Source organism: Halomonas sp. SL1, from assembly GCF_003030865.2.
GTDB classification, from domain to species: Bacteria; Pseudomonadota; Gammaproteobacteria; order Pseudomonadales; family Halomonadaceae; genus Halomonas; species Halomonas halophila.
On sequence record NZ_PYUQ02000011.1, the window covers coordinates 37524 to 62639 of the forward strand.

Consider the following 25116-nt stretch of genomic DNA (forward strand, 5'->3'; position numbering starts at 1 on the left):
ATCGGACACACGGAAAGGAAGATGAGATGCCAGAACGCCGCGACTCGACGCGCAGCCTGCTGATCACCGGCTGTTCCAGCGGGATCGGCCATGCCGCGGCCCACGCCATGGCCAAGCGCGGCTGGCGGGTCTTCGCTACCGCACGAGCCGAGGCGGATGTTGCTCGGCTCGAGGCGGAAGGCCTGGAAGCGCTGCGGCTGGACCTGGCCGACAGCGCCTCGATCGCGGCCGCGGTGGAAACGGTGCGCGAGCGCACCGGCGGGCGGCTGACGGCGCTGTTCAACAACGGCGCCTACGGACAGCCCGGCGCGGTGGAGGACCTGAGCCGGGACGTGCTGCGCGAACAGCTCGAGACCAACCTGCTCGGCACCCACGAGCTCACCATCAAGGTGCTGCCGATGATGCGCGCCCAGGGCCACGGGCGCATCGTGCACAACAGCTCGGTGCTGGGCTTCGCCGCCCTGCCCTATCGCGGCGCCTATGTGTGCTCCAAGTTCGCCCTCGAGGGCCTCGCCGACACGCTGCGCCAGGAGCTCACCGGCAGCGGCATCCACGTCAGCCTGATCCAGCCCGGCCCCATCGCCAGTCGCTTCCGCGAGAACGCCTACCGCGCCTATCGGGCCAACATCGACGCCGCCCACAGCGCCCACGCCGACACCTACGTGAAGGTCGAGGCACGCCTTGCCAGCGAGGACGGCAAGGGCGCCTTCACCCTCGGCCCCGAGGCGGTCGTCGACAAGCTGATCCACGCTCTCGAACACCGGCGCCCGAAGCCCCGCTACGCCGTGACCGTCCCCACCCACCTGTTCGCCGCGCTGAAGCGGCTGCTGAGCACGCGCGGCATGGACCGGGTGCTGCTGCGCGCGACGAAGAGCGAGCGGGAGTGAGAAGGCGGCTTGCCGCCCTAGACTCCTGGCATCACCGCCGTACACACGTTCGCCAGGTTCTTCACGACGCCTGATAGGGTGTTATCTCATTGCTATCCTCGGTCATCAGCCTGACCAGCTTGGGATGCACGAAGAGCTTTTCGCGCCCGGCGCGAATTTCCTCGAGCACGCCGATCTCACACAGCTGCTGCAGGTAAGTCGATGCCGTCTGTCGCCTGGCGATGTCGCGCTCCACCAGGTTATTGATGCGACAGTAGGGCTGCTCGAAGATCACCTGCACAAGCTCGTGGCTGTAGACCCGGGGCAGCGCTTTCTGGATGTAGGCCGTGGTTTCCTCGATCAAGGCACGGGTCGCCGCAATCTTGTCGGTGGTCCAACGAGCCGTGTATTCCACGGCCTTGAGCATGTACAGCAGCCACTCCTGCCACTGCCCTTCACGCGTCACCGCCAGCAGCAGGTGATAGTAGTCGGACTTGTGGAGCATGATGTAGCGACTGAGGTAGAGAATCGGCAGCGACAGCAACCGTTTCTCGATCAGGTAAAGGATGTTCAGCACCCTGCCGGCACGTCCGTTGCCGTCGGTGAAGGGATGAATCGCCTCGAACTGGTAGTGCGCCACGGCCATCTTGATCAGCGGGTCGACGTCATCGTCTGCATGCAGATAGCGTTCCCAGTTGCCCAGCAGCTCTCGCAGGGTGCTCTCTCCCATCGGCGGGGTATAGATCACCTCGCCGGAGACCTGGTGGGCCAGGGTGGTGCCCGGCACCCGGCGAATCTCCATGTCGACGCCCTTGATGGTGCTGCAGATCTCCACCGCGGTGTTGGTGCAGAGCGGCCGCCGGGCCAATTCACGATAGCCCCGGCTCAGCGCGGTACGATATCGCAGCGCCTCCTTGGTGGCCGGGTCGGCATGGGTGTCTTCCTGGGCGAACTGGAAGAGCCGATCGGCGGTGGTCACGATATTCTCGATCTCGGAGCTGTCGCGGGCTTCCAGCAGGGGCAGCAAGTTGATCAGCAGCCCCTGATTTGGCAGCAGTTCCCCTGCCTGTTTGAGCTCCGCCAGCGCCGCACGGGCCGGAATACAGGCCTTCAGCACCGCCGGCGTCTCGAGTTCTGCGGCCGGAGGCAGCGGCGGCAAGTCATTGTGAGGTTGGTCGGGGCACCAGTTCATGTTCATTTTTCCCTGAAAGATCGACACGTCGCCAGCTTATGTCGATGGCATCGACATATCCAGGCAACGTGTCGATAAAAGTGGGATATTTAAACATGTCATGGAGACATGTTGATGCCATCGACAAATTCCCAAAACGTGTCGAAAGGACATCGTTTCTTGAACATGTCACGCCGGCGTATCGATCTACGGCTCGGGAAAAGCCTCTTTCAACCACTTGATGAAGTTGCGCTTGGGCTTGAACTCGGTTCGCAGCTGGATCAACGCGTCCTGGAACGTCTCGCGCTGTGATGCGGAGTCGAGCCGGCCATCCAGCTCCTGCAACAGGGCGATACCATCCCGGTAGGCCTGGTTGTTGGTCTTTTGCACCTCGTGGCGAACCAGGCGCAGGTACAGCGGCAGGCTCTCGTCGAGCTCCTTCGTTGCCTGTGCCAGCTGGTGCAGCAGCGCGGGCATGACCGCCCGCTCGGCACAAAGCGCCCGGGCCTCATCCAGGCGCCCTTCGAACAGATAGACTTCCAGCAGGCTGTCGACCATCCGCGGGCCCCAGCCGAAAGGACGTTGAGACTCCTCGTCGAGCCCCTCCACCAGCCAGTCGTGGGCACGCCGGCGGTAATCGGTCGCCAGCTGCCGATCGCCGGCCAGGGTCACCAGCCGACGATAATCCTCCAGCTGCCGCGTATGCCGATAGATGTCCCATAGCAGCGCCGCGGCGGCCTCCCCCTCTCCACGCTGCAGGTACAGGCGCACCTCAAGCCGCTGACGTTCCACCTGCTGGTGGGGATTCTGCTGGGAAGTCGCCCGCTTCGCCCGTGCCAGCCAGGTCTCCAGCTGATCCCAGGCCTCATGGGCAATGCATGCTTTCGCGGCGTCCAGGCAGTCCTTCTCATCGCTAGCAGTTTTCTCGTACAACGCCAGCATGGCCGGCAGGTCGCCGTCGGCCTCGGCAAGCTTGAGCAAGGGGGCGCGCAGGCGAATATAGCGATACTTCACCATCCATCCGGACTCTTTCGGCAAGGCCGGCAGATCGTCCCAGGCCCGCTGCAGGCAGGCGTGATAGGCCGCCATACCCGCCTCGCCCAGCGCCTCGGCGTAGGCATCGGGAATCGGCGGATAGCTGTCCTCGCTGCCGCCGAAGGCCTTGTCGTAGAGGTACGCGGCCAGCTGCCCGGGCGACCAGTCGAGGCGCCGGACGGTCCTGACATGCAGGTCATGCAGGATATGCTCACAGTGGAAGCGAAAGCCGCCCGAGTCGTCGACGGTTTCCAGCGCCCGGGCCATGCGCGACAGCGCGTAGTCCACCAGCGTCAGGCACTGATCCGCCGGCAGCTGAGGCGCCTGTTCGGCGAGCTGTTCGACGACAGCCTCCGCCCGGGCAAAATAGGCATTCACCTGCTCGTAACGGTACAGGTCACGGTTGACGGGAAATGCCGCCGTGATGCGTTTCTTCAACGTCTTGATATCCAGCACGCCGAGCACCGCATCGGCCCGCAGCGACCACTGCTGGCGCAATATCGGGTCATGCTCGATCAGCGACTGGAGCGCCTCGATCAGCGACGACTTGTCCATCTGCTGCAGATAGGCGTGGATCCTATCCGTCGCATCGCCTTCCGTCAGCCGCGCCTGCTCGGCTTCATTCGTCCGGTACGACAGCGCTACTGCCACGCAATGCTTGCAGAAGTCGATGCCCTGGGACGCCGGGCAGTCGCAGCTGCCATCCAGGCCCTGGGCACTCAACTCCAGCACCACGCGATAGCGCTCGCCGCCCTCCACGTCGGCGGTGATAGTGGTGCCACTTTGGTGCCAGCCGACCACCATGCCCTCGTGGTAATACGCTACGCCACGGCCGAAGGCGGCCTCGCCGGCGAGCCGGATCAATTGCCGATCGGAAAGGAGTGCCGAATCAACCCGCGTTGTTGACATCGATGAACGCCCTGCTGAACTGCCCGATAATTCGTGCCATCGATGCTAAGCCATGCCGCTTCGGGTAGCCATCGTCCTGGCGGCTGCCATGACCGCCGCGACAGGCATGGCTCCGACGCAATCATCGAGCTCGGAGCGTCGTCCGAAGCGAGCGGGAGTGAACGGCACCAGCATGGTGCAAATTCTCTAGCGCCCCCTTTTATCGCCCCAAAATAGACCATCATGCTGGCAAAGAGCTCAAAACCCACATGATCTGTCCATTTCATCCGGAATGGCATATGATTCTCCCGGCAGCGGATGTACCCGATCCGCCGTTTCTTCGGCGGCCCTTACCCGGGCCAACGAGTTCATCAGGAGAACCACCATGTCCTCTGATCCCGTCACTCTGATGGTGGCGCGCCGCGTGGCCAGTGGCCGCTATCGCGACTTCATGCGCTGGCTCGAGGAGGGCCGCGAGCTGGCTTCCGACTTCGGCGGCTACCTCGGTTCCGGCGTGCTGGCACCGCCGCCCGGCGACGACGAGTACCAGATCATCTTCCGCTTCCGCGACGCCGAGACCCTGGCGATCTGGGAGCATTCCGCCTCGCGCCGGGCCTGGCTGGCCCGTGGCCAGGGGCTCTTCGACGCGCCCCACGAGCACCGCGCCACCGGCCTGGACCGCTGGTTCCAGCAAGCCGGCAGCCCCGCGCCGCCGCGCTGGAAACAGGCCATCGCCATCTGGCTGGCGTTCTTTCCGGTCTCGCTGGCCTTCCAGATCCTGTTCGGCGACGCCCTGGCCACGCTGCCGCTGGTGCCGAAGGTGCTGGCCAGCACCCTGATGCTGACCCCGGTGATGGTGTTCCTGTTCATCCCGCTCTCCACGCGGCTGCTGGGCCCCTGGCTGCGCGGCGAGCCGCTGCGTGTGCCCCGGCTGCGCCGCCGCTCGACCTGAACGCCGTAGCGCCTCTTTCCTGCCTTCACTCATGCCGCCGGGCCCATCCCTCCGGGCCGGGCGGCATGATAGGCTAGGCGGCGACGTCACCCTGCTTCGGAGCCGACCATGACCGCCGCCCAGTTCCTCGAGAGACTGGTGGGCTTTCCCACCGTGTCCCGCGACTCCAACCTGGACCTGATCGCCTTCATCGAGGCCTGGCTCGACGACCACGGCGTCGAGCACTGGCGCGTCGACAGCGACGACGGCGCCAAGGCCAACCTGCTGGCCCGCATCGGCCCCGAGGTCGAGGGCGGCGTGGTGCTCTCCGGCCATACCGACGTGGTGCCGGTGGACGGCCAGCCCTGGTCGACCGACCCCTTCACCCTGACCGACAAGGGCGACGGCCGCCTCTACGGCCGCGGCACCTGCGACATGAAGGCCTTCATCGCCTGCGCCCTGGCCGAGGTGCCGCGCTGGGTCGAGCTCGAGCTGGATGCCCCCATCTATCTGGCCTTCTCCTACGACGAGGAGATCGGCTGCGTCGGCGCCCCGAGGATGATCGAGCGGCTGATGGCCGATCATCCGCGCCCGGCGGCGGTGTTCGTCGGCGAGCCGACGCTGATGGAGCCGGTGGTCGCCCACAAGGGCGCCACCAACCTGCGCACCACCGTGACCGGACGCGCCTCGCACTCCAGCCAGGTCAACCAGGGCGTCTCGGCGATCCACGTCGCCGCCCGGCTGGTGACCTTCATCGAGGACGTGATGAGCGACCTGCGCGCCGAGGGCCGCATCGACGAGGCCTTCAACGTGGTCCACTCCAGCCTGCACGTGGGCAGGATCCAGGGCGGCACCGCCATCAACATCATGGCCCGGGAGTGCAGCTTCGAGTGGGAGATTCGCCACCTGCCGTCGGACCGCTTCGAGGACCTGTTCGGCCGCGTCGAGGCCTGTGCCGAGCGACTCCAGGCCGAGATGCGCCAGCGCGCCCCGGACGCCGGCATCCACACCGAGCGGCTCAACGTCACGGTGCCGGCGCTGGCCGACGACAACAACGCCGAGGTGCTCGCCCTGTGCCGGGACCTGGTCGGCGAAGCGCCCGCCGGGGCCGTGGCCTACGCCACCGAGGCCGGCCAGTTCCAGCGCGCCGGCCTGCCCACGGTGATCTGCGGCCCGGGCAGCATCAGCCAGGCCCACCAGCCCGACGAGTACCTGGAGATCGCGCAGCTGGAGGCCGGCTCGGCCTTCATGCGCGCCCTGGGCGAACGACTCGAGAAGAAGGAAGCCTGAGCATGCCGCGACTGCTGATCGTCAAGACCGGCGACGCCTTCGACGACGTGGTCCGCGACCATGGCGACTTCGAGGCGCTGTTCCGGGACCGGCTGGCCCCGGCCTGCGGCGAGTTCACCCTCGAGGTGTACGACGCTCGCCATGACGGCACGCCGCCGGCGCTGACCGCGAACGACGCCCTGGTGATCACCGGCTCCCACGCCATGGTCAGCGACGCCGAGCCCTGGAGCGAGGCGCTCAAGCCCTGGCTGCGCGAGTCCCGCGAGCGCGGCGTCGCCATGTTCGGCGTCTGCTACGGCCACCAGCTGATGGCCGCGGCCTTCGGCGGCGACAGCGGCTACCATCCCGCGGGCCGCGAGACCGGCACCCATCAGGTGCGGCTGACCGAGGCCGGCCGGCGCGACGGCCTGCTGGGCGCCCTGCCCGAGGCCTTTCCCGCCCAGCTGACCCACGCCCAGTCGGTGCTCCAGGCACCGCCGGGCGCCGAGGTGCTGGCCGTGAACGACCACGATCCATTCCAGGCGCTGCGCTACGGGCCGCGCCAGTGGAGCGTGCAGTTCCATCCCGAGTTCACCCCGGCGGTGATGCGTGCCTATCTCCGCCACCAGTACGCCGGGCTGGCCGAACAGGGGCGCGATCCCGCGTCGCTGCTGGCGGCGGTGTCGCCGACCCCCGAGGCCACCTCGCTGCTGGCCCGCTTCTGCACGCGGCTGTCGAATCCCGACGGGCCGGCCTGACACCAAGGTCATATTGACGAAATGTGCAACATAAAACACGATATGTTGAAACTTCAGCGGACGCGGGACTCGTGAAAGACAAGCAGCGCAAGACAGCCTCCAGGCCCAGCGTGGCCGACTTCCTGGCCGAGGCCATCTTCTCCGGTCGCTACCAGCCGGGGGACTTCGTGCCCAAGGAGGTCGATCTCTGCGAGCAGTTCGCCATCAACCGCTCGGCGGTGCGCAGCGACCTGCGCCAGCTCGTGGACGTGGGCATCATCGAACGCATCTCGGGCCACGGCTCCAAGGTGCGCGAATACGCCGAGTGGAACATCCTCGACCCCCAGGTCACCGACTGGATGACCCGCTACGCCGCCCCCAATCCGCGCGTCCAGCAGGAGATCCTGTCGTTCCGCCTCGACGTCGAGCCGTACGTGGCGATGACCGCCGCCAAGCGCGCCACCGCCCGCGACCTGGTCGCCATCGAGGAGGCCCTCGATGGCATGGGCCAGAACCTGCACGGTCCCGACGGCCAGGACGGCCGCCTGCACAGCGACTATGACGTCGCCTTCCACGTCGCCATCTTCAAGGCCACCCACAACATCGTCTGGGCCCAGCTCTCGCACATCCTGCGACCCTCGATCTACATGCTGATCGAGACGTCCAACGTCAGCGCCAGCGACCCCGAAGAGAGCCTGGAGCGTCACCGCCGGCTGATGGAATGCATCCGCGCCCGCCGCCCCGAGGACGCCTTCCTCGCCGCCCAGGCGGTACTCGCCGGCACCGCCGAGGCGCTGGGCATCGAGCCCGGCGACAGCGCCCTGGGCCGCCAGCTGACCCTCGGCCGGGACACCCCATGACGACGACGGCCGGCGCCCTCCCGGGCGCCGGCCGTCGTACCTTCCTTCTTTCTGCTTCCCTCTTCCTGCTTCTGTTTTCAGTGATTGTCCCGCGGCGGGCTGAGCCGGGCCACGTCGCGATACTTCGTCGCCGGCGCCAGGGTCATGCCACGGTCCAGCGGCTCGACCATCGAGCGCTGGATCTCCTGCCAGGGCGTCTGGTGGCCCGGGTAGCGATAGCCGCCGTCGGCCTCCAGGCGCTCGCGGCGCGCGGCCAGCTCGGCGTCGTCGACCATCAGCGTGACTTCGCAGCGGCCGAGGTCCACCCGCAGCCGGTCGCCGCTCTCGAGCAGCGCCAGCGGCCCGCCGGTGGCGGCCTCCGGCGAGGCATTGAGGATCGACGGCGAACCCGAGGTGCCCGACTGGCGCCCGTCGCCCAGGCACGGCAGCGAGTCGATGCCGGCACGGATCAGCGCCTCGGGCGGCTGCATGTTGACCACCTCGGCGCCACCGGGATGGCCCACCGGGCCGGCGCCACGCATCACCAGGATGGTGCGCGCATCGATCTCGAGCGCCGGGTCGTCGATGCGGGCGTGATAGTCCTCGGAGCCGTCGAACACCACCACCCTGCCCTCGAAGGCGTTGGGGTCCTCGGGGTCGCTGAGGAAGCGCTCACGGAAGTCCGCGGCGATCACGCTGGTCTTCATCAGCGCCGAGTCGAACAGGTTGCCCTTGAGGTTGAGGAAGCCGGCGTGCTCGACCAGCGGATTGTCGTAGCGACGGATTACCTCGTCGTCGGCGGTCTCCCGGCCGGCCAGGTTCTCGGCCAGGGTGCGGCCGTTGACGGTCGCCACCTCGCCGTGGAGTCGCCCGGCCTCGAGCAGCTCAAACATCACCGCCGGCACGCCGCCGGCGCGGTGGAACTCCTCGCCGAGATAGGCCCCGGCCGGCATCACGTTGGCCAGCAGCGGCACCTCGTGGCCGAGGCGCTGCCAGTCGTCGTTGTCGAACGCGACGCCGGCATGGCGGGCGATGGCGTTGATGTGGATCGGCGCATTGGACGAGCCGCCCAGCGCCGAGCAGGTGATGGCGGCGTTCTCGAACGCCTCGCGGGTCAGGATGTCACTCGGCCGCAGGTCGTCCCAGACCATGTCGACGATGCGCTCGCCGGTCTGGTAGGCCACCGCGCCGCGCTCCTTGTAGGGCCCGGGGATCATCGCCGAGCCGGGCAGGCTCATGCCCAGTGCCTCGGCCAGGGAGTTCATGGTCGAGGCGGTGCCCATGGTGTTGCAGTGGCCCACCGAGGGCGCCGAATCGGCGATCCGCGACAGGAACTCGGGATAGTCGATGTCGCCGGCGGCCAGGCGCTTGCGCATCTCCCACACCACGGTGCCGGAGCCGACGCGCTCGGCCCCGCGCCAGCCGTTGAGCATCGGCCCGCCGGACAGCACGATGGCCGGGATATTGACCGTGGCCGCGGCCATCAGGCTGGCCGGGGTGGTCTTGTCGCAGCCGGTGGTCAGCACCACGCCGTCCAGCGGATAGCCGTGCAGCACCTCGACCAGGCCCAGGTAGGCCAGGTTGCGATCCAGCGCCGCGGTGGGGCGGCGCACGTTCTCGTGGATCGGATGCAGCGGGAACTCGAAGGGCACCCCGCCGGCGGCGCGAATGCCGTCCTTGACCCGTTTCACCAGCTCGATGTGGTGCCGGTTGCAGGGCGTGAGGTCCGATCCCGACTGGCAGATGCCGATGATCGGCCGGCCGCTGGTCAGCTCCTCCAGGGTGATGCCCTGGTTCATGTAGCGCTCCAGGCACAGCGCGGTGGTGCCGGGATGGTGCGGGTTGTCGAACCAGTCGCGCGAGCGCAGCTGGTCGGGCGTCATGCGGGGTCGCTGGGTCGTCATGGCCGCTTCACCCTTCAGTGCGAATGGCGCGGCACATCGGCGCCCCGCGAACCGACCAGGAAGTCGAAGTCGCAGCCCTCGTCGGCCTGCAGCACGTGCTCGATGTAGAGCTGGCGGTAGCCGCCGCTGCGGGCGATCTCCCTGGATGCCGCGGTGGGATCGCTCTCGGCCAGACGCGCCTCGAGTTCGGCCTCGTCGACCTCCAGATGCAGCCGGCCGCTATCGCAGTCGAGCTCGATCCAGTCGCCGTTGCGCACCGCGGCCAGCGGACCGCCGGCGGCCGCCTCCGGCGCCACGTGCAGCACCACGGTGCCGTAGGCGGTGCCGCTCATGCGGGCGTCCGAGATGCGCACCATGTCGGTGATACCCTGCTCCAGCAGCTTGGACGGCAGGCCCATGTTGCCCACCTCGGCCATGCCGTGATAACCGCGCGGCCCGCAGTTCTTCATCACCAGGATGCTGTCGGCATCGACGTCCAGGTCCGGGTCGTTGATGCGCGCCTTGTAGTCGTCGAAGTTCTCGAACACCACCGCGCGGCCGCGATGCTGCATCAGCTCGGGGCTCGCCGCCGAGGGCTTGAGCACCGCGCCGCCCGGGGCCAGGTTGCCACGCAGCACGCACATGCCGCCGTCCTCGCGCAACGGGTTGTCCAGCGGGCGGATCACCTCGTCGTTGTACTGCGGCGCGTCCTGCACGTTCTCCCACAGGGTCTTGCCGTTGACGGTCAGGGCGTCCTTGTGGGGCAGCCGGTCGGCCTCGCCGAGACGCCTGAGCACCGCGGGCAGGCCGCCGGCGTAGTAGAACTCTTCCATCAGGAAGCGCCCGGAGGGCTGCAGGTCGACGATGGTCGGGGTGCCGCGGCCGATGCGCGTCCAGTCATCCATCTCCAGATCGACGCCCATGCGCCCGGCGATGGCCTTGAGGTGAATCACGGCGTTGGTGGAGCCGCCGATGGCCGCGTTGGTGCGGATGGCGTTCTCGAAGGCGTCCTTGGTCAGTACCTTCGACAGCTTCAGGTCCTCGTCGACCATCTCGACGATGCGATTGCCGGAGAGATGCGCCAGCACGTAGCGGCGCGAATCCACCGCCGGGATCGCCGCGTTGTGCGGCAGCGAGGTGCCGAGCGACTCCGCCATGCAGGCCATGGTGGAAGCGGTGCCCATGGTGTTGCAGGTGCCCGCCGAGCGCGACATGCCGGCCTCGGCGGCCATGAAGTCGTGAATCGAGATCTTGCCCGCCTTGACTTCCTCGGACAGCTTCCACACCACGGTGCCGGAGCCGATGTCCTGGCCCTCGTGCTTGCCGTTCAGCATCGGCCCGCCGGTCACCACGATGGTCGGCAGGTCGCAGCTGGCCGCGCCCATCAGCAGCGCCGGAGTGGTCTTGTCGCAGCCCACCAGCAGCACCACCGCGTCCATCGGATTGCCGCGGATGGCCTCCTCGACGTCCATGCTCGCCAGGTTACGGGTGAACATCGCCGTGGGGCGCAGGTTGGACTCGCCGTTGGAGAACACCGGGAATTCCACCGGGTAGCCACCGGCCTCGAGGATGCCCTTCTTGACGTGTTCGGCGATCTTGCGGAAGTGGGCGTTGCAGGGCGTCAGCTCCGACCAGGTGTTGCAGATGCCGATGATCGGCTTGCCCTGGAACTCGTGGTCGGGAATGCCCTGATTCTTCATCCAGCTGCGGTACATGAAGCCGTTCTTGTCGGCGCTGCCGAACCATTCGGCGCTGCGCAGCCGGCGCTTGTTATCGGTCATGGAAGCCTCTCCTCGTCGCGTCTCGCGGCCTGTTCTCGTGTCGAGCGCTGCTCCGAGGCATGTCCCTCGGATGGCGCGGCCATGGCATGACGGTAGCCGCCTGGCGGCTCATAGTCGACACATACGAAAGTATATGTTGAACAAATTAATACTATGTACAACATTTGTCAGCGCGACGGCACGCCACACATAGCGCCGCGACACAACAACAGCTTCGATGGAGAGTTCCGATGCCTAACCTCAAGACGTCCGGCCTGCTGCTCACGGGCACCGCGCTGATGCTCGGCCTGTCCTCCGCCCAGGCGGCGGAGTACGAGTGGAAGTTCCAGGCCTCCGAGACCGCCGGCGAGCCCAGCTTCCAGATCAAGCAGGAATGGGCCGAGCGGATCGAGACCATGACCGATGGCCGCGTGAGCATCGAGGTGCTGCCGATCAACGCCGTGGTCGGCCCCACCGAGACCCTGCAGGCGGTCTCCTCGGGCATCCTCCAGGGCCACATGACCGATCCCAGCTACTTCTCCGGCCAGGATCCGGCCTTCGGCATGATCGGCAACCTGGTCGGCGCCTGGAGCAACCCCTACGACTTCCTGGAGTTCATGAAACAGGGCGGCGGCGAGGCGCTCTACAACGAGCTGGCCAACCCCTACGGCACCCACCTGATCGGTGCGGCCACCTTCCCGCTGGAGTCGATTCCCTCCACCGTCGAGGTCGATTCCATCGACGACTTCCAGGGCCTCAAGATCCGCGCTCCCCAGGGCATGGTCTACAACATCTTCGAGCGCATCGGCGCCACCCCGGTCAACCTGCCGGGCTCCGAGGTCTACACCGGCCTGGAGAAGGGCGTGATCGACGCCGCCGACTCCACGGTGCTGTCCAACAACGACGCCATGGGCATCCACGCCTTCGCGCCCTATCCGCTGTATCCGGGCTTCCACTCCATGCCGATGATCGCCGTGTCGATCAACAAGGACATCTGGGACGGCCTGCCCGAGGACATTCAGACCACCCTCGAGACCGCCTTCGACGGCATGGCCTATGACCTGATCGCGCGGCTCAAGGCGCAGGACATCGAGACCCTGCAGGCGCTCAACGAGGATCCGGACGTGCATCCGATCGACCTGTCCGCCGAGGAGCGCAAGGCGTTCCGCCAGGCCGCCAAGGAAGAATGGAGCGAGTGGGCCGGCCGCAACGAGATGACCCAGAAGATCTACGACCAGGCCACCGCCTTCCTCGAGGCCCGCGGCCAGCTGTAATCCCCGCCCACACGCCACACCGGACGGCGGCGCCTCGGCGCCGCCGTCTTCCACGACGTTCATGACGGCGCCCCGTGCGCCCCCGGAGGAGTCATGTCTTCCCCCCTTCCCGACGACCCGGCCGCCGCCGAGGCGAGCCCGCCCGATCCGGCTCGCAACGCCTTCGACCGCGCCATCATGGGGGGCGGCCGAGTAGCCGCCTGGCTGGTGCTGATCGCCATGGCGATCAGCGTCTATGAGGTCATCATGCGCTACGGCTTCGGCTCCCCCACCTCCTGGGTCCACGAGAGCGTGGTGATGCTGGTCGCCGTCGGCTTCGCGCTCGGCGGCCCCGCGGCACTGGCCAGCGATCGTCATATCCGCGTCAAGGTGCTCTACGATGCCGCCGGACCGCGCCTCAAGCTGTGGCTCGATCGCTTCAACGACCTGGTGACCTTCGGCTTCTGTCTGGCCATGAGCTACGCCGCCTTCACCATGTTCTGGTCCGCCTCGCACAACCCGCTGGGCGAGTGGCAGCTGGAGCGTTCCGGCACCTCCTGGAACCCGCCGTTCCCGGCGCTGGTGAAGGGCGTGATCCTGCTGGCGCTGGCCATCATGTGCGTGCAGGCCTTGCTGCACCTGTCCCGCTCGCTGCGCCGCAAGCCCGACACCCTTTCCCACGAGGCTGACTGATGGATATCGCAACCGGAACCATGCTGATGGTGGGGCTGATCTTCGCCCTGCTGGTCACCGGCCTGCCGCTGGCCTTCATCACCGGCCTGGTGGCACTGGCCTTCACCTTCGGCTGGTTCGGGCCCAACGCCCTGCCGCTGGTCACCAGCCGGGTCTACGGCTTCGTCACCGAATACTCCCTGGTGGCGGTGCCGATGTTCGTGCTGATGGCCTCGCTACTGGACCGATCGGGGATCGCCAAGGACCTGTTCAACGCCATGCGCGTGTTCGCCGGTCGCCTGCCCGGCGGCGTGGCGGTGCAGACCGTCGTGGTGGCCTTTTTCCTGGCCGCGCTGTCAGGGATCATCGGCGGCGAGATCGTGCTGCTGGGCATCCTGGCGCTGCCGCAGATGCTGCGCCTGGGCTACGACAAGCACCTCTCCATCGGCGTGGTCTGCGCCGGCGGTGCGCTCGGCACCATGATGCCGCCGTCCATCGTGCTGATCATCTACGGCCTGATCGCCTCCCAGTCGATCGCCGACCTGTTCACCGCGGCCATCACCCCGGCGGTGATCCTGATGGCCAGCTACATCGGCTACGTGCTGGTGCGCTGCCTGAAGAATCCCGCGATGGGGCCGCCGATGACCGACGCCGACCGCGAGGAAGGCTTCGCCAACCGCTGGCAGGCGCTGCGCGCCATCATCGTGCCGGCGCTGATCGCCGGGCTGGTGCTGGGCTCGATCTACGGCGGCGTGGCCTCGGTCACCGAGGCGGCGGCCATGGGCGTGTTCGGCGTGCTGCTGGCGGTGGTCGCCCGCGGCGAGTTCTCGTTCAAGACCCTGCACCAGAGCCTCGGCCAGACCCTGACCACCTGCGGCATGATCATCTGGATCGGCATCGGCGCCGCGGCGCTGGTCGGGGTCTACAACCTGATGGGCGGCAACCGCTTCATCTCGGGCATGATCATGGGCCTCGACGTGGCGCCGATCGTGATCATCCTGGTGATGATGGCGATCCTGCTGGTGCTGGGCATGTTCCTCGACTGGATCGGCGTGGCCATGCTGACGCTGCCGATCTTCGTGCCGATCGTCGAGCAGCTGGGCTACAGCCCGATCTGGTTCGGCATCCTGTTCGCGGTGAACATGCAGGTGTCGTTCCTGTCGCCGCCGTTCGGCCCGGCCGCCTTCTACCTCAAGGGCGTGGCCCCGCCCGAGGTCAGCCTGAAGGACATCTTCGTCTCGCTGCTGCCCTTCATCGCCCTGCAGCTGTGCGTGCTGTTCGCGCTGCTGTTCTGGCCGAACCTCGCCATGTGGCTGGTGTAACGACACCGGCAGGGCGGCGAGGCCCGTCGCCCTGCCCCACCGGACAGGCCCGGTGATGACCGCCAACCGCTCGTCCGCCCATGCCAAGGAGCCTTCCATGACACTGACGCCCGAGCCCCTCGTCGAGCAGCGCGCCGATCCCTGGATCCTCGCGCACGCCGGCCACTACTACTTCATCGCCTCGGTGCCCGACTACGACCGCCTGGAGATTCGTCGCGCCGACGACATCGCCGGGCTGGCCAAGGCGCCGGCCACCACGGTATGGCGCAAGCCCGACACGGGGCCGCTGTGCGCTCTGATCTGGGCCCCCGAGCTGCATCGCGTCGACGGCGTGTGGGTGATCTACTTCGCCGCCGCGCCGTCCCGCGAGATCGTCGATGGCCTCTTCCAGCACCGGATGTACGCCATCACCTGCGCGGCGGACGATCCGCTGGCCGGCGACTGGAGCGAGCCTGTGCAGATGGAGACGCCGCTGGACAGCTTCTGCCTGGACGCCACGACCTTCCAGCTACGCGGGCGCGACTACTACGTCTGGGCCCAGAAAGACCCGGCCATTCCCGGCAACTCGAACCTCTACATCGCCGAGCTGGCGGGCCCGACCCGTCTGGCCGGGACGCCGACCAGGCTGAGCGTGCCGGAATACGACTGGGAGACACGCGGCTTCCTGGTCAACGAGGGCCCGGCGGTGCTGCAGCGCCACGGCCGGCTGCTGCTGACCTACTCGGCCAGCGCCACCGACGAGAACTACTGCGTGGGGCTCCTGTGGGCCGATGCCGACAGCGAGCCGCTGGACGCCGCGAGCTGGTCGAAGTCACCGACGCCGATCCTGGTCAGCGATCCGGCCAACGAGATCTTCGGCCCCGGCCACAACGGCTTCACGGTCGACGAGGACGGCAACGACCTGCTCGTCTATCACGCCCGGACCTACACCGACATCCAGGGCGATCCGCTGTGGGACCCCAACCGCCATACCTACGTCAAGCCGATCCGCTGGGACGAGCAAGGCTTCCCGGACTTCGGCCGCGCCGGCGAGGACACCCTGCCGCCGGCCCGGTGAGAAACGGCCAGCCACCATCATCACGACACAATAAAATCAACATATAAAATTATATGTTGCACATACACCGGGAGCCGGGGCTATGATGGGGCCACTTCGGTGCTTCGCCGCCCCGACCCGACAGCCGAGGACACACGCCATGCGCATCATCCAGTGCCTTCATGACGGCGCCGCCCGCGCCGCCCTGGTCGAAGACGACAACAGGGTCCGCCTGACCGAGGCCGACACCTACACCCTGGCCCGGCGCGCCATCGCCGCCGGCCGCCCGCTGGCCGAGGTCGTCGAGGCGGCGCTGACCGAGACGCGCCTCGACTACGGCCAGCTGATCGACGAGCGCCGCCTGCTTCCGCCGCTGACCCATGACGATCCGGCCCATTGCCTGGTCACCGGCACCGGCCTGACCCACCTGGGCAGCGCCGACACCCGCGCCTCCATGCACGCCAAGGCCCAGGCCGACGAGTCCGAGCTGACCGACTCCATGCGCATGTTCAAGCTCGGCGTGGAGGGCGGCAAGCCCGCCACCGGCGAGACCGGCGCCCAGCCGGAGTGGTTCTACAAGGGCGACGGCGACTGCGTGGTGGCCCCCGAGGCGCCGATGCCGGTGCCGGCCTTCGCCGAGGACGCCGGCGAGGAGCCGGAACTCGCCGGGCTCTATGTGATCGGCGACGATGGCCAGCCCTGGCGCGTCGGCTACGCCATCGGCAACGAGTTCTCCGACCACATCACCGAGCGCTTCAACTACCTGTGGCTGGCCCATTCCAAGCTGCGCCACTGCAGCTTCGGCCCGGAGCTGTTGATCGGCGAGCTGCCCGACCACCTCGAGGGCACGAGCCGCATCGTGCGCGACGGCGAGACCCTGTGGGAGAAGCCCTTCCTCACCGGCGAGGCCAACATGGCCCACACCGTCGCCAACCTCGAGCATCACCATTTCAAGTACCCGGGCTTCCGACGCCCCGGCGACGTCCACGTGCACTTCTTCGGCACCGCGACGCTGAGCTTCGCCGACGGCGTCCAGACCCGCGACGGCGACCGCTTCGAGATCGATCTGCCGGCCTTCGGCCGCACGCTGCGCAACCCGCTGGCGTTCGAGGACGTCGCCGCCGACACCCCCGTTCATTCCCTGTGACCCCAGGAGGTTCCATGACACTGGAAGGCAAGCAACTGATCGGCCAGCAGGCCGTGCTCAGCGACGGCAAGGCGATCCAGGCCGTCGATCCCGCCACCGGCGAGACCCTGTCCCCGGTCTATCCCGGGGGTGGCCAGGCCGAGGTCGCGCGCGCCTGCGAGCTGGCCTGGGCCGCCTTCGATGCCTACCGCGAGACCGGCCTCGAGGCCCGCGCCGCGTTCCTCGAGACCGTGGCCGACGAGATCGAGGCCATCGGCGATGAGCTGATCACTCGCGCCATGGCCGAGTCCGGCCTGCCGCGGGCCCGCCTGGAAGGCGAGCGCGGCCGCACCTGCGGCCAGCTGCGCCTGTTCGCCAAGGTCGTGCGCGCCGGCGAGTGGCTCGACGTGCGCCTCGACCCGGCGCTGCCGGAGCGTCAGCCGATGCCCCGCGTCGACCTGCGCCAGCGCCACATCGCCCTGGGCCCGGTGGCCGTGTTCGGCGCCTCCAACTTCCCGCTGGCGTTCTCCGTGGCCGGCGGCGACACCGCCTCGGCGCTGGCCGCTGGCTGCCCGGTGGTGGTCAAGGCCCACTCCGCCCACCCCGGCACCTCCGAACTGGTCGGCCGCGCCGTGCAGCGCGCCGTGGCCAAATGCGAGCTGCCCGAGGGCGTGTTCTCGCTGCTCTACGGCTCCGGCCGCGAGGTCGGCCAGGCGCTGGTGCGCGACGCGCGCATCAAGGCGGTGGGCTTCACCGGCTCCCGCGGCGGCGGCACCGCGCTGATGCAGGCCGCCCAGGAGCGTCCCGAGCCGATCCCGGTCTACGCCGAGATGAGCTCCATCAACCCGGTGTTCGTGCTGCCGGAAGCGCTCCAGGCGCGTGGCCAGGCGCTCGGCGAGGCCTTCGTCGGCTCGCTGAACATGGGCGCCGGCCAGTTCTGCACCAATCCCGGCCTGGTGATCGCCGTCAAGGGCGAGGCGCTGGATGCCTTCGTGGCGTCCGCCGCCGAGGCGGTGAAGGGCTCCGCGGCCCAGACCATGCTGACCCCGGGCATCCATGACGCCTACGTGCAGGGCGTCGACGGCCTGGTCGCCAGCAGCAAGGCCCGCGAGATCGCCCGCGGCGCCGCCGGCGAGGGCCCCAACGCCTGCCAGACCGGGCTGTTCGTGGCCTCCGCCGAGGACTTCATGAGCGACGAAGCGCTGCAGGCCGAGGTCTTCGGCGCCACCTCGCTGGTGGTCGAGTGCGCCGACCTGGACGAGGTCAAGCGCGTGGCCGAATCGCTGGAAGGCCAGCTCACCGCCACCCTGCAGATGGACGACGCCGACCTGGACGCGGCCCGCGCGCTGCTGCCGACCCTCGAGCGTCGCGCCGGCCGGGTGATGGCCAACGGCTGGCCCACCGGCGTCGAGGTGTGCCACGCCATGGTCCACGGCGGGCCGTATCCGGCCACCTCCGACGCCCGCACCACCTCGGTGGGCAGCGCGGCGATCCATCGCTTCCTGCGCCCGGTGTGCTACCAGAACCTGCCCCAGGGGCTACTGCCCGAGGCCCTGCGCGACGGCAATCCGGCCGGCGTCAGCCGCCTGGTCGACGGCCAGCGCGAGGCCTGATTAGCATCAGGCATCGGTCTCGCCGAAGGCGATGAAAGGGACGGCCCAAGGGGCCGTCCCTTTTTTGCAAGCACACGCCGAGCCCCACAGTCGTGAGGCATTGGCAAGATCGCCGAGACGGCACCATAATCAGAACATCCCACCCTGTCATACAGTCATACAAAATACTCCTTTGACGATGGAGATGAGTCATGGAAGTAGCACGCAACCCCTTCAAGGCAGCACTCTCTGCTTCACGAATTCAATATGGAATCTGGGCTGGATTCGGATCGGCTTACTGTGCAGAGATCACCGCCAGTACGGGGTATGACTGGATGTTGATTGATGGGGAGCACGCCCCCAATACGGTCACAAGCATACTCGCCCAGCTACAGGCGGTAGCACCTTATCCAACCGCTTCCGTGGTTCGGACACCACAAGGTGACGACACTCTGATCAAGCAGTTGCTGGACATCGGCACGCAGACACTGATGATACCGATGGTCGAAAGCGCTGAGCAGGCTGGCAACATCGTTCGTGCTATGCGCTATCCCCCCCAAGGCATACGCGGCGTGGGGGGAGGACTTATACGCGCCTCGCGCTGGAATGAAATAGACGACTATATGGCCCACGCGCATGAGGAGCTCTGCCTAATCGCCCAAATAGAGACGTCTCGGGGCGTGGAAAATGTGGAAGCGATCGCCAAGGTTGATGGCGTGGATGCACTATTCATTGGCCCCTACGACCTGTCTGCGAGCCTTGGCTACCCCGGCAATCCGCAACACCCGGATGTCCAAGGCCGAATCAGACACTGTATCGAATCCATCCTTGCCGCAGGCAAGACGCCCGGCATCCTCGCGCCCAACGCGGCCGATGCTAACCACTACGCCCAGCTAGGGTGCCGCTTCATCGCCGTGGGCATCGACGTAAGCCTGCTGCGCCAAGCTGCCAAAGCGTCTCTGACCCGTTTCGATCCATTACAACAGCCCCCAGCTTCCGCTTCGGACAGTTACTAACCCGAGCCGGTACATAAAGAAGCTGCTTGGACCATCCCATGCCGATGCGCATCACGATAAGCCCTATACAGCCGTCTCTTTTTACGCACGGCATCCCAGAAATCTCTGTCCTGAAACACGTGACATTGGCAAACAAAGCTAAGTGCGCCATACTCGGAATGACTGTCTACCTTTCATACAATCAAGCAGTGATACTGAAAAGAGTCAGAATAACAACGGGAACCGCCATGCGACTCAGAGACAAGACGGCCCTGATCACCGCTGCTGGACAAGGGATCGGCCGTGCCACTGCCCTTCGCTTCGCAGCCGAAGGGGCCAGAGTGATTGCCACCGATATCGACGCCGACAAGCTGGCCGAGCTGACCACGATCGATAACATCGAGACCCGGCGCCTGGATGCCCAGGAGGCAGCCGATATCGCGTCCCTGGCCACAGAGCTTCCAACGCTGGATACCCTTTTCAACTGTGCTGGCTACGTGCATAGCGGCGCTCTGCTGGAGTGCGACGAAACAGAGTGGGAACAATCGCTTTCGCTGAATGTCACCGCCATGTATCGCCTAATTCGTACTTTCCTCCCCGGCATGCTGGAGGCAGGTGGTGGCAGCATCATCAACATGGCTTCGGTGGCCTCAAGCCTGAAGGGGGTCCCCAACCGCTTCGCCTATGGCACCACCAAAGCGGCAGTCATCGGCCTGACACGCTCAGTGGCCGCCGACTATATCGGCCAGGGGATCCGCTGCAACGCCATCTGCCCCGGCACCGTGGACTCTCCCTCGCTGCGCGAGCGCATCCGCGACCAAGCCCGCCAGCAAGGACGAAACGAATCCGACGTCCATCGAGAATTCCTCTCTCGCCAACCGCAGGGGCGCCTGGGCACTCCAGAGGAGATCGCCGCTCTGGCGACCTACTTAGCCGCCGACGAATCCGCCTATACCACGGGCACCACCCAGATCATTGACGGTGGTTGGCTCGCCTGACCCCACCCACTCAACCCTCGCCGCTCCCACAGGAGGATCCTCTATGAAGCTGCTTCGTTTCGGCCCCATCGGCCACGAAAAACCCGGCCTACTGGATAAAGACGGCATTATTCGAGACCTCTCTTCACATATCTCCGACCTCGCCGGCGACCACATGACCCGTGACGCCGTGTCGGCACTGGCCGATCTCGACCCAGCGACTTTGCCTGCAGTGGATGCCGATACCCGACTAGGGCCCTGCGTGGGCAGGGTCGGCAAATTCATCTGCATCGGCCTCAATTATTCCGACCACGCTGCTGAAACCGGTGCAGAGGTTCCCGCCGAGCCTGTGATTTTCAACAAGTGGACGAGCGCCATCTGCGGCCCCAATGACGATGTCATCATTCCACGCGACTCGCGCAAGACCGACTGGGAAGTAGAGCTCGGCGTGGTGATCGGCAAGGCCGGCCACTATATCGACGAAGCCGATGCCATGTCGCACGTCGCGGGCTTCTGTGTCGTCAACGACGTCTCGGAGCGGGAATTCCAGCTCGAGCGTTGTGGTAGCTGGGACAAGGGCAAGGGATGCGACACCTTCGGCCCCTTGGGCCCTTGGCTGGTGACCCCTGACGAGATCGATGATCCGCACGACCTGGCGATGTGGCTCGAGGTGGATGGTCGACGCTATCAAGACGGCAATACCCGCACCATGGTCTATCGGGTGCCCTACCTGATCAGCTATCTCAGCCGTTTCATGAGCCTTCAGCCGGGTGACGTCATCTCCACCGGTACTCCTCCCGGCGTCGGTATGGGGCAACAGCCGCCAACCTATCTCAGGCCCGGCCAGCGCATGCGACTGGGGATCGAAGGGCTCGGCGAGCAGTGCCAATCCGTGGTCACCGAGCACAACAGCTGAGGAGGCCCCATGAGAGTTGTCACTTGTATTAGACCGGGGCATATGGAGGTCGCCGACACGCCACGCCCCGAGTGCGGGCCAGGTGAGGCACTGGTCAGGATCCGGCGGGTTGGTGTCTGTGGCACCGATATTCACGCCTTCGACGGCCAGCAGCCCTACTTCGCGTATCCTCGAGTGCTTGGCCATGAGCTGGCCGGTGAGATCATTGACGTCGGCGAAGGCGGCGATCCCGGCCTCACCGGCCAGAATGCCTACGTGATTCCCTACCTACATTGCGGTGAATGCCATGCCTGCCGCCGAGGCCGCACCAACTGCTGCCAGCAGATGGAGGTGATCGGCGTGCATCGCGACGGTGGCATGGCCGATTATCTGGTCGTGCCCGTCGAGCACCTTGTCACCTCATCACTCCTGTCAGCCGAGCAACTAGCCCTGATCGAATGCCTGGCAATCGGCGCCCATGCGGTGCGACGCAGCGAGATCGACCATGGCGAGCTGGCTGTGGTCGTCGGAGCCGGGCCGATCGGCATGGGCATCTTGCAGATCGCCCGGAGCCGCGGCGCAAGGATTGTGGTGGTCGATACCAATCCCGAACGCCTGGCCTTCTGTCGCGATGTACTGGGCGTCGAGCGCGCCCTGCAACCCGGCAAGGACGACGTCGGAAACGAAATCGAGGCCATGAGCGATGGCGCCCTAGCCGATGTGGTATTCGATGCCACCGGCAATCCGCGCGCCATGGAGACCGGCTTCGATTTCGCCGGCCACGGTGGGCGCTACGTGCTGGTCAGCATCGTCAAGGCGGATATCAGTTTTCACGACCCCGACTTCCACAAGAAAGAGCTCACCCTGCTGGGTAGCCGCAATGCCACCCGCGAGGATTTCGCGACAGTCACGCAACTGATGGAGGCAGGCAAGTTACGGAGCGACGCCATGATCACCCATCGCGGTCGTCTCGATGAGATACCGCGACTAATGCCGCAGTGGTGCGCCCCGAACAGCGGCGTCATCAAGGCCATGATCACCCTCGACTGACTTCCGCCGCCCTACCGACCAGGAGCCTGTTTCATGAACCGAACCATTATCAGCGACGGCGGGCATCGAACCAGCCTGAGGGTGCATACCGCCGACAACGTGCGCGTGGCGCTCAGGGACCTGCCCGCCGGCAGCGAGATCGAAGACGGCGGCCGCCGTCTTCGCCTCCCCCAGCCCGTTCGCCACAAGCACAAGTTCACCCTTCGGACACTGGCCGAGGGCGAGCCGGTGATCATGTACGGCGTTATCGTCGGTCGCGCCACCCGGGCGATCATGGAAGGGGAGGCCCTCACTACCGACAACCTCGAACACTCGACCGACACAAGCCTCCCCCAGAGCCGCCGTGACCATTGGGATGCACCGAACGTGACAGCCTTTAGGGACCTAACATTCGAGGGCTATCACCGACCCGACGGGCGAGTCGGCACCGCCAACGTCTGGCTGGTAGTGCCACTGGTATTCTGCGAGAACCGCAACATCGAGGTGCTGCGTCAGAGCGTCGCCGATGCCCTCGGCGATGACCCTTATCACGATTACAAGCGAATGGCCCGAGAGCTGCTGCACGGCCGGGCGGAGTCGCACGACGAGGCATCATCCAATTCCCCGACATCCCCTTTTCCCAATGTCGACGGCGTACGCTTTCTGACCCACAGTCTGGGCTGCGGCGGTACCGATGATGATGCCCAGGCCCTCTGCCAGCTTCTAGCCGGCTATATCTGCCATCCCAACGTGGCCGGGGCGACAGTGCTCAGCCTGGGTTGCCAGAAAGCACAGATCGACCTGCTGAAGGCAGCCATCGCCGAACGTGATCCCCAGGGACTGCGACCGGTGCATTATCTCGAGCAGCAGGCCAGCACCAGCGAGGAGGCCCTGATACGCGAGGCGCTGTCCACCATCTTCGACGGCCTGGCCGAGGCCAACCGTGTCTCTCGCGCACCCGCACCACTGTCGGAGCTGACCATCGGCGTCGAGTGCGGTGGCTCCGACGGCTTCTCCGGCCTGTCGGCCAACCCGCTTGTCGGCGCCGTTATCGACCGTCTGGTGGCGTTGGGAGGCAGTGGCATCCTCAGTGAATTCCCCGAACTGTGCGGCGTAGAACACGAGCTGCTGGCACGTTGCCGTAGCGAGCGGATAGCCACACGCTTCACCACCCTGATGGATGCCTATCATCGTCATGCCGCGGCGGTAGGGGCGAGTTTTTCCATGAATCCCTCTCCGGGCAACATACGCGACGGCCTGATCACCGATGCAATGAAGTCCGCGGGCGCCGCCAAGAAAGGCGGCGACAGCCCGGTGGTAGATGTCCTCGACTACACCCAGCCGGTAAGGCACAAGGGATTGAACCTGCTGTGTACCCCAGGTAACGACGTGGAATCGACCACAGCTCTGGTAGGCTCAGGCGCGAACCTTGTGATGTTCACCACGGGCCTGGGAACACCGACAGGCAACCCCGTCGCCCCGGTGATGAAGATCGCCAGCAACAGCGAGCTAGCCCGCCGCATGTCGGATGTCATCGATTTCGATGCTGGCCCCATCATTCGTGGCGACGCCGAGATCGGCGAGCTGGCAGACGACTTGCTCAGGTTGTGCATCGACACCGCCTCCGGCCGCTACCGAGCCAGGGCGGTGCGTCTCGCCCAGCACGATTTCATCCCCTGGAAACGTGGCGTATCGCTGTGAGGAAGCCGGCAAATGACGATACCTCGTCCCGAAATCCTGCAGTTTGGCATCGGCCGCTTTCTACTGGCCCATGTCGATCATTTTGTCAGCCAGTCCCTGGAGACCAGCGGCGGTGGTAAACGCATCGTCGCGGTCCAGAGCTCCTCACGCCCGGAAGGCCGTGGCAAGGCACTCCACCTTGCCGAGTGTCCACGCTATCCCCTCTGGGTTCGTGGCCGGCGCGATGGCAAGCTCCACGACCGGGAAGAGATCGTGGATAGTCTGGCAACCTGCCTGATCGCCAGCAAGCACTGGGCAGAGCTGGAGCAGCGGTTCTGCGAGGAGATCACGCATGTGGTGTCTAACACCGGCGATACCGGCTACTACGTTGCACCCGGTGACTCCCCGCTGCAGTCGATTCCTGACAGCTTCCCGGCCAAGCTGGTCAAACTGCTGCATGCCCGCTTCAGCGCCGACCGTTCGGGCGTGATCCTGATGCCCTGCGAGTTAATCCAAGGCAATGGACAGCGCCTGAAGGCCATCGTCACCGATATCGCATGGCAATCCTACGATAATGCCTACTTCAACGACTGGCTGGCCACCGAGTGTCTGTGGGTCGATACCCTCGTCGACCGTATCGTCTCGGCGGCACTGGACCCGATCGGTGCCATCGCCGAACCCTATGGGCTGTGGGCCATTCAGGATACCCCTGGCCTCCACTTGCCCTGCCGACATCCCGACGTACAGCGCGTCGACGACCTTGCCCCCTATGAGCAACGCAAATTGCACATGCTCAACCTATCACACACCTGGTTGGTACACCGCTGGCGGGAACTGGGACTGGAAGATCACATACGCTTCGTCAGGGAGGCGATGGAAGAGACCCGACTACGCAAGGAACTGGAATCATTGCTCGATGAGGAAGTCGTGCCGGTGCTGGATCAACACCTCCCCGGTATGGGGCTGGAACAGTACAAGGCCACTGTCCTGGAGCGCTTCACCAACCCGTTCCTGGACCATGCGTTGGCCGATATCGCCCAGAATCACGAGGAGAAGCTTAACCGGCGGTTAAGACCCATCAGCCAGATGGCCATATCCCAGGGCAGAGCCACGCCTCGACTGACCAACGCCCTGAAGCGTCACGGGCTGGTCTGAAGACC

The 25116-nt window shown here is 66.2% G+C and carries 21 protein-coding genes; 17 read left to right on the forward strand and 4 right to left on the reverse strand.

Annotation, left to right across the window (positions count from 1 at the left end; translation table 11 throughout):
• The first annotated feature begins 26 nt into the window (after positions 1 to 26).
• A complete protein-coding gene (locus C9J49_RS04365) occupies positions 27 to 887 on the forward strand; it encodes an SDR family oxidoreductase (protein WP_107181620.1) in 861 nt (286 codons plus the stop codon).
• Between the two features lie 61 nt (positions 888 to 948).
• On the opposite strand, the gene fic is transcribed toward C9J49_RS04365, so the two are convergent.
• Positions 949 to 2058, reverse strand: coding sequence for a protein adenylyltransferase Fic (gene fic, locus C9J49_RS04370; RefSeq protein ID WP_107181621.1), 1110 nt, complete (start codon positions 2056 to 2058; stop codon positions 949 to 951).
• A 186-nt stretch (positions 2059 to 2244) separates the two neighbouring features.
• Positions 2245 to 3936 (reverse strand): SWIM zinc finger domain-containing protein, encoded by a 1692-nt coding sequence (locus tag C9J49_RS04375; protein ID WP_181454238.1) that lies wholly within the window; start codon positions 3934 to 3936, stop codon positions 2245 to 2247.
• Between the two features lie 409 nt (positions 3937 to 4345).
• Between C9J49_RS04375 and C9J49_RS04380 the strand changes: the two genes are divergently transcribed.
• The 4 genes from C9J49_RS04380 (at position 4346) to C9J49_RS04395 (ending at position 7757) form a co-directional block, all read left to right on the forward strand.
• Positions 4346 to 4912 (forward strand): antibiotic biosynthesis monooxygenase, encoded by a 567-nt coding sequence (locus C9J49_RS04380; protein ID WP_181454239.1) that lies wholly within the window; start codon positions 4346 to 4348, stop codon positions 4910 to 4912.
• A gap of 108 nt (positions 4913 to 5020) precedes the next feature.
• A complete protein-coding gene (gene argE / locus C9J49_RS04385; protein WP_035594101.1) occupies positions 5021 to 6181 on the forward strand; it encodes an acetylornithine deacetylase in 1161 nt (386 codons plus the stop codon).
• A gap of 2 nt (positions 6182 to 6183) precedes the next feature.
• The gene (locus tag C9J49_RS04390; protein WP_035594098.1) at positions 6184 to 6918 is read left to right on the forward strand and encodes a glutamine amidotransferase; all 735 of its coding nucleotides are present in this window, start codon (positions 6184 to 6186) and stop codon (positions 6916 to 6918) included.
• Between the two features lie 71 nt (positions 6919 to 6989).
• Positions 6990 to 7757: a FadR/GntR family transcriptional regulator gene (locus C9J49_RS04395; protein WP_035594095.1), complete on the forward strand. Its 768-nt coding sequence runs from the start codon at positions 6990 to 6992 to the stop codon at positions 7755 to 7757.
• 77 nt (positions 7758 to 7834) lie between these two features.
• Here the strand turns inward: C9J49_RS04395 and C9J49_RS04400 are convergent, their stop codons facing one another.
• On the reverse strand, positions 7835 to 9640 hold the full coding sequence (locus C9J49_RS04400; RefSeq protein ID WP_107181624.1) for an IlvD/Edd family dehydratase: 1806 nt from the start codon (positions 9638 to 9640) through the stop codon (positions 7835 to 7837).
• A 14-nt stretch (positions 9641 to 9654) separates the two neighbouring features.
• Positions 9655 to 11400, reverse strand: a complete 1746-nt coding sequence (locus tag C9J49_RS04405) for an IlvD/Edd family dehydratase (protein WP_046079900.1) — start codon at positions 11398 to 11400, stop codon at positions 9655 to 9657.
• 230 nt (positions 11401 to 11630) lie between these two features.
• Between C9J49_RS04405 and C9J49_RS04410 the strand changes: the two genes are divergently transcribed.
• The 12 genes from C9J49_RS04410 (at position 11631) to C9J49_RS04465 (ending at position 25111) form a co-directional block, all read left to right on the forward strand.
• Positions 11631 to 12653 (forward strand): TRAP transporter substrate-binding protein, encoded by a 1023-nt coding sequence (locus tag C9J49_RS04410; RefSeq protein WP_107181625.1) that lies wholly within the window; start codon positions 11631 to 11633, stop codon positions 12651 to 12653.
• Between the two features lie 93 nt (positions 12654 to 12746).
• Complete coding sequence (locus C9J49_RS04415) at positions 12747 to 13325, forward strand: TRAP transporter small permease subunit (RefSeq protein ID WP_111382296.1); 579 nt, start codon at positions 12747 to 12749, stop codon at positions 13323 to 13325.
• Complete coding sequence (locus tag C9J49_RS04420; protein WP_107181627.1) at positions 13325 to 14626, forward strand: TRAP transporter large permease subunit; 1302 nt, start codon at positions 13325 to 13327, stop codon at positions 14624 to 14626. Before C9J49_RS04415 ends, C9J49_RS04420 begins: the two co-directional genes overlap by 1 nt.
• 97 nt (positions 14627 to 14723) lie before the next feature.
• Positions 14724 to 15683, forward strand: coding sequence for a family 43 glycosylhydrolase (locus tag C9J49_RS04425; RefSeq protein ID WP_107181628.1), 960 nt, complete (start codon positions 14724 to 14726; stop codon positions 15681 to 15683).
• Between the two features lie 139 nt (positions 15684 to 15822).
• Complete coding sequence (gene araD1, locus C9J49_RS04430) at positions 15823 to 16809, forward strand: AraD1 family protein (protein ID WP_107181629.1); 987 nt, start codon at positions 15823 to 15825, stop codon at positions 16807 to 16809.
• Positions 16810 to 16823: 14 nt separating this feature from the next.
• The gene (locus tag C9J49_RS04435; RefSeq protein WP_107181630.1) at positions 16824 to 18401 is read left to right on the forward strand and encodes an aldehyde dehydrogenase (NADP(+)); all 1578 of its coding nucleotides are present in this window, start codon (positions 16824 to 16826) and stop codon (positions 18399 to 18401) included.
• Positions 18402 to 18592: 191 nt separating this feature from the next.
• On the forward strand, positions 18593 to 19396 hold the full coding sequence (locus C9J49_RS04440; RefSeq protein WP_107181631.1) for an HpcH/HpaI aldolase/citrate lyase family protein: 804 nt from the start codon (positions 18593 to 18595) through the stop codon (positions 19394 to 19396).
• A 227-nt stretch (positions 19397 to 19623) separates the two neighbouring features.
• A complete protein-coding gene (locus C9J49_RS04445; RefSeq protein ID WP_107181632.1) occupies positions 19624 to 20373 on the forward strand; it encodes an SDR family oxidoreductase in 750 nt (249 codons plus the stop codon).
• Positions 20374 to 20416: 43 nt separating this feature from the next.
• Positions 20417 to 21268 carry a fumarylacetoacetate hydrolase family protein gene (locus tag C9J49_RS04450; protein ID WP_107181633.1) on the forward strand — a complete coding sequence of 284 codons (852 nt, stop codon included), beginning with the start codon at positions 20417 to 20419 and terminating at the stop codon, positions 21266 to 21268.
• Between the two features lie 42 nt (positions 21269 to 21310).
• A complete protein-coding gene (locus C9J49_RS04455; RefSeq protein WP_375700483.1) occupies positions 21311 to 22297 on the forward strand; it encodes a zinc-binding alcohol dehydrogenase family protein in 987 nt (328 codons plus the stop codon).
• Positions 22298 to 22330: 33 nt separating this feature from the next.
• Positions 22331 to 23977 (forward strand): UxaA family hydrolase, encoded by a 1647-nt coding sequence (locus C9J49_RS04460; protein ID WP_107181635.1) that lies wholly within the window; start codon positions 22331 to 22333, stop codon positions 23975 to 23977.
• A 12-nt stretch (positions 23978 to 23989) separates the two neighbouring features.
• Complete coding sequence (locus C9J49_RS04465) at positions 23990 to 25111, forward strand: mannitol dehydrogenase (protein WP_107181636.1); 1122 nt, start codon at positions 23990 to 23992, stop codon at positions 25109 to 25111.
• The last annotated feature ends 5 nt before the right edge of the window (positions 25112 to 25116 follow it).

Coding starts and splice junctions, on each gene's coding strand:
- C9J49_RS04415 (WP_111382296.1), top strand. CDS start 12,747: ATGTCTTCCCCCCTTCCCGACGACCCGGCCGCCGCCGAGGCGAGCCCG.
- C9J49_RS04380 (WP_181454239.1), top strand. CDS start 4,346: ATGTCCTCTGATCCCGTCACTCTGATGGTGGCGCGCCGCGTGGCCAGT.
- C9J49_RS04390 (WP_035594098.1), top strand. CDS start 6,184: ATGCCGCGACTGCTGATCGTCAAGACCGGCGACGCCTTCGACGACGTG.
- C9J49_RS04405 (WP_046079900.1), bottom strand. CDS start 11,400: ATGACCGATAACAAGCGCCGGCTGCGCAGCGCCGAATGGTTCGGCAGC.
- C9J49_RS04425 (WP_107181628.1), top strand. CDS start 14,724: ATGACACTGACGCCCGAGCCCCTCGTCGAGCAGCGCGCCGATCCCTGG.
- C9J49_RS04455 (WP_375700483.1), top strand. CDS start 21,311: ATGGAGGTCGCCGACACGCCACGCCCCGAGTGCGGGCCAGGTGAGGCA.
- C9J49_RS04410 (WP_107181625.1), top strand. CDS start 11,631: ATGCCTAACCTCAAGACGTCCGGCCTGCTGCTCACGGGCACCGCGCTG.
- C9J49_RS04365 (WP_107181620.1), top strand. CDS start 27: ATGCCAGAACGCCGCGACTCGACGCGCAGCCTGCTGATCACCGGCTGT.
- C9J49_RS04400 (WP_107181624.1), bottom strand. CDS start 9,640: ATGACGACCCAGCGACCCCGCATGACGCCCGACCAGCTGCGCTCGCGC.
- C9J49_RS04450 (WP_107181633.1), top strand. CDS start 20,417: ATGAAGCTGCTTCGTTTCGGCCCCATCGGCCACGAAAAACCCGGCCTA.
- C9J49_RS04435 (WP_107181630.1), top strand. CDS start 16,824: ATGACACTGGAAGGCAAGCAACTGATCGGCCAGCAGGCCGTGCTCAGC.
- fic (WP_107181621.1), bottom strand. CDS start 2,058: ATGAACTGGTGCCCCGACCAACCTCACAATGACTTGCCGCCGCTGCCT.
- araD1 (WP_107181629.1), top strand. CDS start 15,823: ATGCGCATCATCCAGTGCCTTCATGACGGCGCCGCCCGCGCCGCCCTG.
- C9J49_RS04440 (WP_107181631.1), top strand. CDS start 18,593: ATGGAAGTAGCACGCAACCCCTTCAAGGCAGCACTCTCTGCTTCACGA.
- C9J49_RS04445 (WP_107181632.1), top strand. CDS start 19,624: ATGCGACTCAGAGACAAGACGGCCCTGATCACCGCTGCTGGACAAGGG.
- C9J49_RS04465 (WP_107181636.1), top strand. CDS start 23,990: ATGACGATACCTCGTCCCGAAATCCTGCAGTTTGGCATCGGCCGCTTT.
- C9J49_RS04460 (WP_107181635.1), top strand. CDS start 22,331: ATGAACCGAACCATTATCAGCGACGGCGGGCATCGAACCAGCCTGAGG.
- argE (WP_035594101.1), top strand. CDS start 5,021: ATGACCGCCGCCCAGTTCCTCGAGAGACTGGTGGGCTTTCCCACCGTG.
- C9J49_RS04420 (WP_107181627.1), top strand. CDS start 13,325: ATGGATATCGCAACCGGAACCATGCTGATGGTGGGGCTGATCTTCGCC.